General features: G+C 60.4%; 10 protein-coding genes. 2 read left to right on the top strand and 8 right to left on the bottom strand.

Features of this window, described 5'->3' with window-relative positions:
• Positions 1-19: 19 nt before the first annotated feature.
• The 6 genes from fusA to flhA form a co-directional block, all read right to left on the bottom strand.
• Positions 20-2,131, bottom strand: a complete 2,112-nt coding sequence (gene fusA / locus K8U03_20980; GenBank protein ID MCE9607367.1) for an elongation factor G — start codon at positions 2,129-2,131, stop codon at positions 20-22.
• A 798-nt stretch (positions 2,132-2,929) separates the two neighbouring features.
• Positions 2,930-3,709, bottom strand: a complete 780-nt coding sequence (locus K8U03_20975) for a FliA/WhiG family RNA polymerase sigma factor (protein ID MCE9607366.1) — start codon at positions 3,707-3,709, stop codon at positions 2,930-2,932.
• 109 nt (positions 3,710-3,818) lie between these two features.
• The gene (locus K8U03_20970) at positions 3,819-4,058 is read right to left on the bottom strand and encodes a hypothetical protein (protein MCE9607365.1); all 240 of its coding nucleotides are present in this window, start codon (positions 4,056-4,058) and stop codon (positions 3,819-3,821) included.
• 322 nt (positions 4,059-4,380) lie between these two features.
• Complete coding sequence (locus tag K8U03_20965) at positions 4,381-5,247, bottom strand: P-loop NTPase (GenBank protein MCE9607364.1); 867 nt, start codon at positions 5,245-5,247, stop codon at positions 4,381-4,383.
• 98 nt (positions 5,248-5,345) lie between these two features.
• Positions 5,346-6,653 (bottom strand): flagellar biosynthesis protein FlhF, encoded by a 1,308-nt coding sequence (flhF, locus tag K8U03_20960; protein ID MCE9607363.1) that lies wholly within the window; start codon positions 6,651-6,653, stop codon positions 5,346-5,348.
• A 105-nt stretch (positions 6,654-6,758) separates the two neighbouring features.
• Positions 6,759-8,849: a flagellar biosynthesis protein FlhA gene (gene flhA / locus K8U03_20955; protein ID MCE9607362.1), complete on the bottom strand. Its 2,091-nt coding sequence runs from the start codon at positions 8,847-8,849 to the stop codon at positions 6,759-6,761.
• A gap of 462 nt (positions 8,850-9,311) precedes the next feature.
• Between flhA and K8U03_20950 the strand changes: the two genes are divergently transcribed.
• Both K8U03_20950 and K8U03_20945 read left to right on the top strand, forming a co-directional pair.
• Positions 9,312-9,851, top strand: coding sequence for a thioredoxin family protein (locus K8U03_20950; GenBank protein MCE9607361.1), 540 nt, complete (start codon positions 9,312-9,314; stop codon positions 9,849-9,851).
• A gap of 121 nt (positions 9,852-9,972) precedes the next feature.
• On the top strand, positions 9,973-11,124 hold the full coding sequence (locus tag K8U03_20945; GenBank protein MCE9607360.1) for a sulfotransferase: 1,152 nt from the start codon (positions 9,973-9,975) through the stop codon (positions 11,122-11,124).
• A gap of 59 nt (positions 11,125-11,183) precedes the next feature.
• Here the strand turns inward: K8U03_20945 and K8U03_20940 are convergent, their stop codons facing one another.
• Both K8U03_20940 and phoU read right to left on the bottom strand, forming a co-directional pair.
• Positions 11,184-12,008, bottom strand: a complete 825-nt coding sequence (locus tag K8U03_20940; protein ID MCE9607359.1) for an SDR family oxidoreductase — start codon at positions 12,006-12,008, stop codon at positions 11,184-11,186.
• Positions 12,009-12,027: 19 nt separating this feature from the next.
• Entirely contained in the window at positions 12,028-12,690 is a 663-nt protein-coding gene (gene phoU, locus K8U03_20935; GenBank protein ID MCE9607358.1) for a phosphate signaling complex protein PhoU, read from the bottom strand.
• Positions 12,691-12,934: the final 244 nt, after the last annotated feature.

Raw genomic sequence — 12,934 nt, 5'->3', positions numbered from 1 at the left:
CCGAGATGCGTTTCGTTGACTACTTCGCCAACACGAGGTCGGCCTTCTTCTTCGCCGCCACGACTTCTTCTTGGATGCTCGCAGGGACGCGGCGGTACTTGCTGAACTCCATCGAAAAAGTCCCTTGGCCTTGGGTCATGCTGCGGAGATCGGTCGAGTAACCGAACAACTCAGCCAACGGCACTTCGGCTTCGATGACGGCCGTCGTGCTGTTCATTTCCGTGCCGATGATCAAGCCGCGGCGGCTCGTCAGTTCTCCGGCAACCGTTCCTTGGAACGACGTCGGCACTTCGACTTCAAGCTTCATGATCGGCTCAAGCAGCACCGGCTTCATCTTCAGGAAGTATTCGCGGAAGCACTCTTGCGCGGTCAACTGGAACGCCATGTCGGACGAGTCGACATCGTGGTACTTGCCGTCTTTCAACACGACCTGCAACCCGACGAGCGGGAAGCCGGCCACGGGGCCCTTGCCCATGCAAGCGCGGAAGCCCTTCTCGACCGACGGAATGTATTCCCGCGGAATGCGGCCTTGCACGACGTCGTCGACGAAGACGAAGTTTTCTTCGGCGTCTTCCGGCAACACTTCGAGCGTACCTTTGATACAGCCGTATTGGCCGGAACCGCCGGTTTGCTTTTTACGCGTGTGATCGAAGTCGACGTTTTGCGTCGGGGCTTCACGGTAGCTGACCTTCGGCGCACCGACGAGGACGTCGACCTTATACTCGCGGCGGATGCGCTCGACGTAGATTTCGAGATGCAACTCGCCCATCCCGGCGATCAGCGTTTCCGAAGTTTCTTCGTCGGAGCTGACGCGGAACGTCGGATCTTCCTTGATGAAGCGCTGCAGGGCCTTCGTGAGCTTGTCGCCGCCGTCGCGATTCGCCGGCGTGATCGACATCTTGATGACCGGTTCGGGCACGAACATGTTTTCGAGCGAGCAGTACTTCTGATCGGCGGCGAACGTGTCGCCGCTCGCGCAATCGACGCCCATCACCGCGATGATATCGCCGGCCCCTGCCGAATCGATTTCTTCGCGCTTGTCGGCGTGCATCCGCACGATTCGGCTGAAGCGTTCTTTCTTCGTCGTACGTTGGTTCACATACGTTTCGCCCTTCTTCATCGTGCCTTGGTAGATCCGCATGAAGGTCAATTGACCATACGGATCTTCCACGATCTTGAACGCCATCGCGACGAGCGGCTTAGCCGGGTCGGGCGCGAGCGGGAACGGCTCGGTGGGGTTGTCCCATTGCTTGGCGCGCACTTCACGGTCGAGCGGCGACGGCAGGAAACGCGTCACGGCGTCGAGCAACGGCTGTACGCCCTTGTTCTTAAAGGCCGAGCCCATAAAGACGGGCGTCAGCTCTTGTGCGTGGGTTGCGGTGCGGATCGTCTTATAGATCAGTTCGAGCGGCACATCTTCCTCGGCCAGCATCAATTCCATCATCTCGTCGCTGAACATCGCCAGCGCTTCGAGCGTGTGTTGACGGGTTTCTTCGACTTCTTCCTTCATCGCGGCCGGCACTTCTTCTTCGCGAACGTCTTCCCCCTTCGGGCCGTCGAAGTAGAGGGCCTTCCGACGGAATAGATCGATTACGCCTTCGAACTTGTCTTCCTTGCCGATCGGCAATTGCATGAGGACGGCGTTCGTGTCGAGCTTCTCTTTCAATTGCGCGACGACGCGGGCGTAGTTCGCACCGGTGCGGTCCATCTTGTTGATGAACGCGAGGCGCGGCACGCGATAGCGCTTCATTTGGCGATCGACCGTCATCGACTGGCTTTGCACGCCGCCGACCGAGCAGAGGACGAGCACGGCGCCGTCGAGCACGCGGAGCGAGCGTTCGACTTCGACCGTGAAGTCGACGTGCCCCGGGGTGTCGATCAGGTTGATCTTATGCGGTGCGATGTCGAGCTCGTCGTGTTTCCATTCGACCGACGTGGCGGCGCTGGTAATGGTGATCCCGCGCTCGCGCTCGAGGTCCATGTAATCCATGGTAGCGCCATCGCCGTCCCCCTTCACTTCGTTGATCTTGTGAATGCGGCCCGCGTAGAACAAGATCCGCTCGCTGAGCGTGGTCTTGCCGGAGTCGATGTGAGCGGAGATACCGATGTTGCGATAGTTGGCGAGGTCCATGGTTTACTCTCGTCTGAGAAACGAAACGCCTTGGGAAAGGGACGGGGAGAAGTAGAAACGATTACCGAAAAACTGACTACGTCGATTGATTCTTAAGAACGGACTCTTGCGACCGCCGGCAAGTTCGCGGCGGCACCTTCTGTATTGCGCCGTTCGTCGCGGTAAGCCGCAAACGAAAACCGATTCCGACAAACGGAAACCCCTGGCTCGCAGCGGTTTCGGTTGCGAGCCGAAATAGCCGTCAGGTCAGGGGTGGGCGTCGATTCGTATGCTGCCGATCGAAAGCTTTCGGACCGCACGGCGGCTCTGTGGCGAGCCCGACAGCGGACGTTGCTCGGGGGCGGAAACCCCGGCAGCGCCTAGGCGACTGTCGTAACCGTAAATTCCGAAGCCTTTCTATGTTAAACAAATTCTACCGGGAGCAAAGGTCAAATAGGAAATCGGGGTTCTGCGGGGCTCATGCGGTCGGATAAGCCCAGGCGGATCGATCCTACTTAAAGCTTGCCCTGCATGCGGTTTAACGACGATAACCCGTTCGCAGCCATGCACTTTGGAATGGCGAGCCCAATCGGGCATGGACTATCGGCAGGATGCCTATGAGGAGCAGCCCGAACGCGATCAGGCGTTCCTAAGGAGCAGCGTTGCCGGAGAGGACACCTCGCAAGCGGTGCTTACCTCACGGACATACCGGTCTCGCAGACGATTGTCCGTCTCGCGAACCCGCAAGCGAGTAAGCGGCCGGGCATTAAGCCATCGAAGCGGCATCGCTTCAGGCAACTGACCACCGACCCCTTTCTCCTAGTGCCCGAACTCGCCGCGGCGGCGTTCGAGTTGCGATTGCAGCCGTTGCACGATCGAGCTGTGCATCTGGCTCACGCGGCTCTCCGAGAGATCGAGCGTCGCGCCGATTTCCTTCATCGTCAACTCTTCATAGTAGTAGAGGATGATGATCAGGCGTTCGTTCCGGTTCAGGCCCTTGGTCACGAGCCGCATCAGGTCTCCCTTTTGGATGCGGCGGGTCGGGTCTTCCCCCTTTTTGTCTTCGAGAATGTCGATCTCGCGGACGTCTTTATAGCTGTCCGTTTCGTACCACTTCTTGTCGAGGCTGATGAGCCCGACGGCGTTGGCCTCGACCATCATCTTTTCCAACTCTTCGACGCTGATTTCCATCCGCTGCGAGAGTTCGATTTCGGTCGGGGCTCGGCCGAGCTTGGCTTCGAGCGTCTTCAAGGCTTCGTTGAGCTTGCTGGCTTTCGAGCGAACCAAGCGCGGCACCCAATCCATGGTGCGCAGTTCGTCGAGCATGGCGCCGCGAATACGCGGAACGCAGTAGGTCTCGAACTTGACGCCGCGCGTCATGTCGAACGCGTCGATCGCGTCCATCAGGCCGAACACGCCGGCCGAGATCAAGTCGTCGAGCTCGACCCCTTCGGGCAAGCGCGCCCAAATCCGTTCGCCGTTGTATTTGACGAGCGGCAGGTATTGCTCGACCAGACGATTTCGATAGTCCTGGTTCTCGGGATCGGCTTTGAAGGCGTCCCAAACTTGAGCAATATCTTCGGCAAGAACCGTGGCCATGCAATCCTCCGTGAATGCCGCTAACAGCGTTAATCCGCTTTTTCGGCCGAACTTCCTGTTCGCGCCGCAAACTTGTATCTCAAACGAGTCGTTCTATGAACGGGTCTTTTTATTTCTTGGTCTTCGCTTCCGACTTCAGCGCCAGCTCATTTCGCAGCTTCGACGTCACACCCTCTTCGACTAGGAAAAAGGCAATCCGTCCGACGACGGCTCCCAACGCGGTGAACAGCAACAACGCCAGCGAAGCTTGCGATAGCACGTTCCCGGCCTCGTCGCCGAGCAACCAGCCGCGCATGATCATGATCGTGAACGCCGCCGAACCGAGGATCCCTGCGTATATTCTTTCCACCGCAGACGACTCCGAACGAACGAGCCCGAGCCACCGTCGCAAATTCCGAGTTTGCCATGCTCAAACTTCGCAATCCGCAAAGTTTGCCGGCCGAACCGGGAGTAGGTCTAGCGACGGTAACCGCTGTTATCGACATCGGAGAACCAAAGGATGAACGGAAAACGAAGAATGCTTTGAAAATCGATTTTCGTGTGCTTCGTGCGTTCGTAAACCAGTCGACGAACGAGCGCGAAGTCGGCGAAATCGCCGAGCGTGTTTCGGAATCGGAAGGAATCGAGATGTGAACCAGGCGACGTGGCTTCGCGAGCGCGGCGACGAACGGTTATTCGGCGCGGCGACGGAAGTGGGTATGGAGCGGCGACTCGGCTTCAACCAACCGCGGCACTTCGATCGCTAGGCGATCCATGCCGGCCGACGCGAGACCGTCGGGCACTTCGAGTAAGAACGGATGTTGCTCTGCGCCGGCGCGCGGCACGCAAGGGTCGAACGGCAACTGGCCGGCAGCGGTGACTTTCAAGCCTAAGAACCGGCGGCAAGCACGATCGAGCCGCGCATGCACTTCGGCAGCCGCAGCGTCGTCGGCTGCGCAGTTCGCGAGCGAAAGGATTTGCGCCTTCAGCGGATTGTCTTGGCAAACGAGTTTCACGGCGGCATAGGCGTCCATCACCGCAACGGTATCGGGATGCGTGACGAGCAGCACCGCATCGCCGGCTTCCCAGAAGCGCCGCATCACCCGCCCGCTCCCCGAGCCGGCGTCGATGAGCACGTAGTCGGCATGGGGCCCGAGCCCTTCGAGTTGTGCGATGAGCCGTTCTTGCGCTTGCGGCGTGCAGTCGGAGGGATCGGTGAGCCCGCGCGAAGCCGGCAGCACTTGAATGCCTCCCGGTCCCCGTTGCAGAACTTCATGGACCGTGCGCCGTCCGGCCAGCACGTCGGCCGCGCCGTATTGTTCGTCGATGCGGCACAGGCCTGCGACGTCGGGCCCGGCGAAATCGGCATCGACGAGCACGGTGCGACGCCCTTCGCGCGCTAACGCCACGGCCAAGTTCAACGCCACGGTCGTCGTTCCGACGCCCCCTTTTCCTCCCGCCACGACGACGATCTTCGGCGGCGGCGCATCGTTCAGACCGCCGCCACGCCCGGCGCGGAGCACCAGTTTTCGCAGATCGTTGGCTTGGTCTGGGAGCATGTGAGGAGGAAAATGAGAAGGCAGAAACTAGAAACCAGAAGGAAGCTACAACGCGTCTCCTTCAATAGCCCGACGTGGATACGTCGGGGGAGAAGACGCTAAGCGGCAAGTTGCCGCCGACTTTGTACCGGCGGTTCCATCCCTAGCACGACGCGCGACAATCGCGAGGCGTCGGCCGGGGAGATGTCGTCGGGCACGCTTTGCCCGTCGGTCAGGTAACTGAGCGGCAAGCGGCTCGCACGGACCAGCGGCAGAAGGTTGCCGAGGCTTGCCGTTTCATCCAGCTTGGTCAACAGCAGATGCGTCGTGCCGACGGTCGCGAACTGGCGGGCCATCTTCTCGAGCGACGAAGCGCTGGCCGTTGCACTGAGCACCAGATGCACTTCGTCGGCCGCGGCTTCCACTAAGAAGCTCTTGAGTTCTTGAATCTTCACGTCGTCGTGAGGGCTTCGGCCGGCAGTATCGAGCAGTACGAGATCCATCGACGACAAGCTGTTCACGGCGTCGCGCATCTCGCGCGGCGTGCTGACGACGTGCATCGGCAAGTCGATGATGTCGGCATAGGTACGCAGTTGTTCGACGGCGGCGATGCGGAACGTGTCGACCGTAATCAGGCCGACGCGTTTCTTATCGCGCAGACGAAAGTTGGCGGCGAGCTTCGCGATGGTCGTCGTCTTGCCGACGCCGGTCGGTCCGACGAGCGCGACCAACTTGCGCCGGCCCGAATCGAGCTGGATCGGTCCGGAAACCGCGATCTCTTCTTCGATCATGCGCGAGAGCCGCGCCTTGACCATGAGCGGATCGTCGACTTCGCCGGCCGAAGCATCGCGGCGGACGCGCTCGACCAGTTCCCGTGCGACTTCATCGCTCACTTCGGCTTCGATCAAGTCGGTATACAAACGGAACAGCGTCTCGGGCAGGTCTTGATGGCCGGTGCCGCGCGAACGGCGGCAAAGGTCGGCGACGAGCGCTTGGAGTTCGCTGATCTGCGTTTTCACTTCGTCGTGCGGGCCATGCGCCGGAGCGATGGCTGCGCGCCGCGCAGGAGGAGCGTAGGCCGGCTCGCTATACGTCGGCTCGTAGGCGACGCCGCCGTCGACGATCGAATCGATTCGGCTCGCAGTGTTCGATTGCGCAGTGTTCGATTGCGCGGTGCGCGGTTGCGGCGCGTGAGCGGGCTTCGGTACGCCCGGAGCTGCCGCATCTTTGCGCCCCCCGAACCGGCTCGGCACGTTCACGTCGAGCGCGGCCGTTACTTCGATGCGCCGCATGCCGGGAATCCAGCGCAGCAGACCGGCGTTCCCCACTTCGCGCGTGTGCAACACCGCGGCGGTCGGACCCAGATCGTTACGCACCATCGCCAACGCTTCTTGCATCGTGGCGGCGCGGTATGTCTTTACTTCCATGAGTTCCATCTCGAAGGAAAGTGTGAACGAAAAATGCAAAACGCAAAACTACGGAGCTCAACCGGTCTTCATAACTTCTGCCTTCTGCATTTTGACTTCTGACTTTTATTTTGCGTCTGCAACCATCGCGACCGACTCGATCGTCGTGTCACGCGTGATCTCGTTGTAGCTGAGTACGGCTAACAGCGGGAGATGAGGTTGCGTCATCTGCTTCAAGGCGGCTCGAATCTGCGGGCTTACCAACACGATCGGCTGACGATTCTGGGCCGAGAGCTTTTCCACCTCGCGAGCCATCAGTCTGCACGTCGCTTCGATCGCTTGCGGCGACATGCGAATGAACAGTCCTCGTTCCGTATGCTCGAAACCGGCACGAATGCGGTCTTCCAAGGCCGGATCAAGCGTGATGACGTAGAGCCGTTTCTCCGCATCGCGATAGCGCGTGCAAATCGTGCGGGCGAGCTTATGGCGAACGAACTCGGTGAGCAAGATCGGATCTTTGATTCGGCCGGCATGATCGCCGAGAGTTTCGAGGATCTTCGCCAGCTGGCGAATCGGCACCTGCTCGCGCAACAACATCTGCAGCACTTGTTGCACGTCGTTGAGCTTCATGATGCCCGGCACGAGCTCGTCGACGACGGCAGGCGACGAGGTCTTCAATTCGTTGACGAGATGCTTCGTCGCATCGCGTGTGAGGATTTCGTCGCCATGCCGACGAACCGTTTCGGTGAGATGAGTCGCCAGCACGCTGACCGGCTCGACGACCGTATAGCCTTGCATTTCGGCTTGGTCGCGCTGCGCCGGCTCGATCCAAACGGCCCGCGTGCCGAAGGCCGGCTCGCGCGTTTCGATGCCCGCTACGCGACCCGTGGTCATTCCGGAATCGATCGCCAGCAGCATGTTCACGTAGACCATGCCGTCGGCCACCGCGGCATCGGCGATCTTGATCCGATACGCATGCTGATCGAGTCGCATGTTGTCGCGAATGCGGACCTTCGGCATGACGATGCCGAGCTCCATCGCGATATTCTGGCGCACGCGCTGCACTCGATCGAGCAAGTCGCCGCCGCGCTTCGGATCGGCCAAGCGAATGAGGCCGACGCCGATCTCGACTTCCATTGGATCGACGACGAGCAGGTCTTCGATTCGCTCGTCCTTCGGCTTCTTGTCGGCCGTGGTCTGGGCGACGTCGGCCGCTTTCTTGTCCGACTTGGTCTTGCGCATCGTCGTAAACGCGAACGCGATGCAGGCCACGGCGATCGACAAGAGCGGCACTTTGGGGAGGCTCGTAAATACGAGCATTCCCAAAAAGCCGCCGGTGACGAACAGCGCTTGCGGCCGCGCGAGCAACTGGCCGACGAATTGTTGCGGCAGGTTCGAGTCGGTGCTCGAGCGCGTCGTCAGCAAGCCGGCCGCCAACGAGATCAAGAACGCCGGCACTTGGCTGACGAGCCCATCGCCGATCGTAAGCTTCGTGAACACGTGAGCCGCTTCGGCGAGCGTCATGCCGCTCTCGAACATGCCGATGAACAACCCGCCGACGATGTTCACCACGGTGATGACGATGCCTGCGATGGCATCGCCGCGCACGAACTTACTAGCACCGTCCATCGCCCCGAAAAAGTCCGATTGGGCCGTGATTTCCGCACGTCGGCGCTGCGCTTCTTTTTCGTCGATCACGCCCGCGTTCAGATCTGCGTCGATCGCCATTTGCCGACCGGGCATGCCGTCTAACGCGAAGCGGGCCGCCACTTCGCTGATGCGCGTGGCACCTTTCGTGATGACGATGAACTGAATTAACACGATGATGACGAAGATGATGATGCCGACGACCGCTTTATCGCCGGCGACGAATTCGCCGAAGCTGCGCACCACGTCGCCGGCCGCATCGAGGCCGTGCGTTGCGCCGCGCGTGAGAATGAGTCGCGTCGTCGCGACGTTGAGCACCAGCCGGCCGAGCGTGGTCGCGAGCAAAAGCGAAGGAAAGACGCTGAACTCCAGCGGCGTGCGCACGTAGATCGTCGTCAACAGCATGATCACCGCCACGCTGATGTTGAGCGCCAGCAAGACGTCCAACAGGACGACAGGCAGCGGCATCAAGATCACCAAGACTGCGGAGATCAGGCCGATCGGGAGTACGAGATCTAGTCCCCACGAAGTCGACGAACGGGCGCCGACAGCGGGTGCGACGGGAGGCATTTCTGCTCTCGATTCAAAACGGGAGAAGTGCGGTTTCGAGGAGGCTCGGAAGAGGGGCGGACAGTATCTAAATCGCCCCGAGGCGTCCAGGGCAACTCATGCGGCGCTCACAACTCACGCCTCCTCGGTCGAAGCGGAAGACGGCGCGCGAAAGCAATGCAGGGAGTGCCCGAGTCGGTCAGGCGAAAAAATAGCAATCTAATCCCGTCGTTTTTGATGACAGTCTGCCGGCACGTTCCCGCGGCGAGAAACAAGATGAAGCTCCGCGCGCAACGCCGGCAAAACGGCTTCTCCCCTTCCCCCGCGACCCTCGATTTGGTTTAAGTCGGTCGCCGCCCGAGGACGATCCAAGGGCGCAGCGGCACGGACCACGCGTCTTTGTCTCGCCTCGAACGGCGCCCTTTTTTTGCGGCGGTCCACGACCCACTATGTCCGACTTTCGACATTCGTTTCCGAGCTACCATGCGTTCCGCTGTTGCCATCGCCGCGATCCTCGTCGTTCTCACCTCGGGCTGCGGTCCGACGAATGAGAACGCCGGAGGTTCGCGCGTGGCGAAGTTGCGCGAAGCGGTGGTCGAGAAGCTGAAGCCCGCGAAGCCGGTCACGGTCGAGCCGGCGGAATTGAAATACTACGACGATCTTCCCGCAGCTCTGGCGCAAGCGAAGGTCGAGCGGAAGCCGCTGCTCTTGATCTTTGCGGCCGACTGGTGCTTCCATAGCCGGCAATTGCTGACGGAAGTCCTCACGCGCAACTCCGTCCGCCCGCTAACAGACCGTTTCATCTGCGTCCGGATCGACGTCGATCGCTCGCCGGAGCTGTGTGCGGAGTATCGCGTCAGGGCTTACCCTACGTTGGTGTTCGCGTCACCAAGCGGCGCAGCCTTGAGTCGGCTCACCGGAGCGCAGCAAGACGAAGTCGTCACGCAGGAAATGACCGCCGCGCTCACGACCGTCGCCGATCGACTGGCGATGCCGCCGAGCGCCGCTCCGCTGCAACGTTGAAGTTTGCCGAGCTAACCTGACGTAAATGACAACTTGTCGTACTCGCTTGTCGTCGGCGGCATCGGCAAGTTAAACTTGAGTTCTTCACTTCGCTCTCGGTTCCCTTCGCAGCGTTTCCTCGATGCCATCTTCCTCCGTTCCGCCTCCCGCCGCCGCCTCGAAGAAGGAACGGAAGTGGATGCCGCGCATGTGGATCGGCATGTGCTTCACGACCTGGCTCGGGCTGCTCGTTCGGAACCGGTTCGCCATCAGCCCTCGCTATTGGATCAAAGGGGTGCTGATCACGTTGATCAGTCTCTTCAATTCCGGCTTGTGGCTGATCGAGCAGTTGTTGTTCGGCATCGCGATCCGGCGGACGAAGATTCAGCCTCGGCCGCTGATCGTCTTAGGGCATTGGCGCTCCGGCACCACCTGGTTGCACGAACTGCTCGGGCTCGACCCTCAGTTCACTTCGCCGAGCACCTACGAAGTGATGGCGCCGAACCATTTCACGGTCTCGAAGTTTTGGGTGACGCGGCTCTTCTATTGGCTGCTCCCTTCGCGGCGACCGATGGACAACATGCCGATGGGTTGGGACCGGCCGCAGGAAGATGAATTCGCACTCTGCAATCTCGGCGTTCCTTCGCCTTATCTCACGATCGCGTTTCCGAATCATCCTCCGCAACATTGGAACTACCTCACGCTCGAAGGACTCACTGCGACGGAGCTCTCTTATTGGAAGCGATCGCTTTACGCGTTCCTGCAAAAAGTGACGTTCGTCCATAAGAAGCGCATCATCTTGAAGTCGCCGCCGCACACCGGTCGAGTTCGCACGTTGTTGGAAATGTTTCCCGATGCGCGGTTCGTCTACTTGGTGCGCGATCCGTTCGTGTTGTTTCCTTCGACCGTGCATCTTTGGAAACGGCTATACGAAACGCACGGCATGCAGGTGCCGAACTTCGCGGGTGTCGAAGAGTATGTGCTGGAAACATTCACGCGACTCATGGATCGCTTCGAGGCCGATCGAAGTTTGATTCCGGCCAATCGGCTCTACGAGATGCGCTACGAAGATCTCGTCGCCGATCCGCTCGGGCGAATGCAATCGCTCTACGACCAACTCGAGCTCGGCGACTTCGAGCGCGTCCGCTCCGCGATGGAGCAATACTCGTCGCAGACTTCCGACTATAAAACGAATCGCTACCAATTGACCGACGCCGAACGTGAGGAAGTCAACCGCCGCTGGAAACCGTATATCGAAAAGTATGGGTACCGCGAAACCGCAAGCGTGAAGTAACGCTATTCAACAGCCCCGGACGCGCCGTCGCGAAGCGCAGAGCGTTGCTCGCTAAAAGCTCACTCCTTCCGCGTCGGAATCGAATCGCCGCGGCATTCTTTGAGCACGAAGCCGCCGTCGATGCGGAGCGTCGCGCCGGTGATGTAGTCGGCATCTTCCGAGGCTAGGAATGCCGCCGCACGGCCGATATCGGCCGGTTGCCCGAGCCGACCCCATGGGATCGTCGGGGCGACTTCGTTCATTTTATCGAGGCCGAACACCGCTCGTTCGTTCGGCGTATCGATCCAGCCCGGCTCGATGAGGTTGACGTTGATCCGATGCGCGTTCAGCTCGGCCGAGATGGTGAGGGCCAAGTGATTCAGGCCGGCCTTCGCGGCGTTGTAAGCCGAGCTTAAGCCGTAGGGCATTTCGGCGTGGACGCTCGAAATGAAGACGATCTTGCCTTGGCAGCCCGACACCCCTCGAGCCTCGTCGCGCGCTGCGAGCTTGTTCGCAATCATCTGCCGCGCGACCAATTGCGACATATGAAAACCGGCCGTGAGCGTCCCTTGAATCGTCCGGTCGAAATCAGCCGGCTCGTATTCCAGAAACGCCTTGCGACGGTTCCAAGCCGGGTTGCTGATCAAGATGTCGATGCGCGGAACTTCGGCCAGCGCCGCGGCGAGCAAAGCCTCGCAACCGGCTCGCGAGAAGACATCTGCTTCGATCGAGATGCAAATCGCGCCGAGCGCTTCAAGCTGCTTCTTCGCATCCGCCAGATCCGGGCTGCCGGGCCGATCGTTGATGACGACCCGCGCTCCGCCGCGCGCCAGCTCCAGCGCGCACCCGAACCCGATGCCGCGTCCCGAGCCTGTGATCAGCGCCGTCTTGCCGGAGAATTTCATGTTGCCGACTGGGTTCGAATCAAACACTGCCGCCGAGATGGCGCACGATATCCCCCTCGACCATGAAGATCACTTCTTCGGCGACGTGGGTCGCCATGTCGCCGAGCCGTTCGAGATTGCGCGTGACCGAATAGAGCTTCAACAGCGCATCCAGCTGCGCTGGGTTGCCCCGAATCGCATCGCGCAGCGTCCGATAGAGTTCGTCTTTCAGTTGATCGACGGCATCGTCTTCGACGAGGACTTGCCGCGCGAGCTCGACGTCGCCGTTGACGAACGCATCCATCGCATGCTTGACCATCGAGCGCGACTTCTCGGCGATATCGCGGAAGTCGACTTGCGCGTCGGTCGGCTCGACGCCGCACAGGTAGACGACGTTCTTGCCGATCTTCTTGGCGAGATCTCCCATCCGTTCGAGATCGTTGTTGATTTTGAGCGTGGCGACGACGAAGCGAAGATCGCCGGCGACCGGCTGATGCAGCGCCAAAATCTTTTGGCACTCCGCTTCGATCTGCACTTCGAGGTTGTCGATTTCCGCGTCGGCCGCGATCACTTCGCGAGCCAGCTTGGGGTCGCGATTCACGAGCGCCTGCACGACTTTCGCCACCGCGTCTTCGACCGTGCTGCTGAGATACAGCAAACGTTGCTTGAGATCGTGGAGCAAGCGGGGAAGATTACCGGCCATGAAGGGCTTCCGTACAGGACGACGAATAAGCGAAAGCGGAGGCCGTCGCCGAGTCTCGTGCGCAACGAATGGAGCCGTGCATTCGACCTCCGTGTCGACCGAGTGTCAGCGTAACGTCGAGCGGAATGAGCGTAAAGTCTCTTTCGTCGTGCCGGCCGAGCGTGTCGAGCCGAAACTGCGGATTCGTTTCGACTCGCCGAAGACCGGTCGCTTTCTGCCAGTTTCTTACGAGGCTCATCAGCCT

It is taken from the genome of Planctomycetia bacterium, assembly GCA_021413845.1.
Lineage (GTDB): Bacteria > Planctomycetota > Planctomycetia > Pirellulales > PNKZ01 > PNKZ01.
Note: the sequence above shows the minus strand (reverse complement) of the source record. Positions and strands in the feature narration are given on the sequence as shown.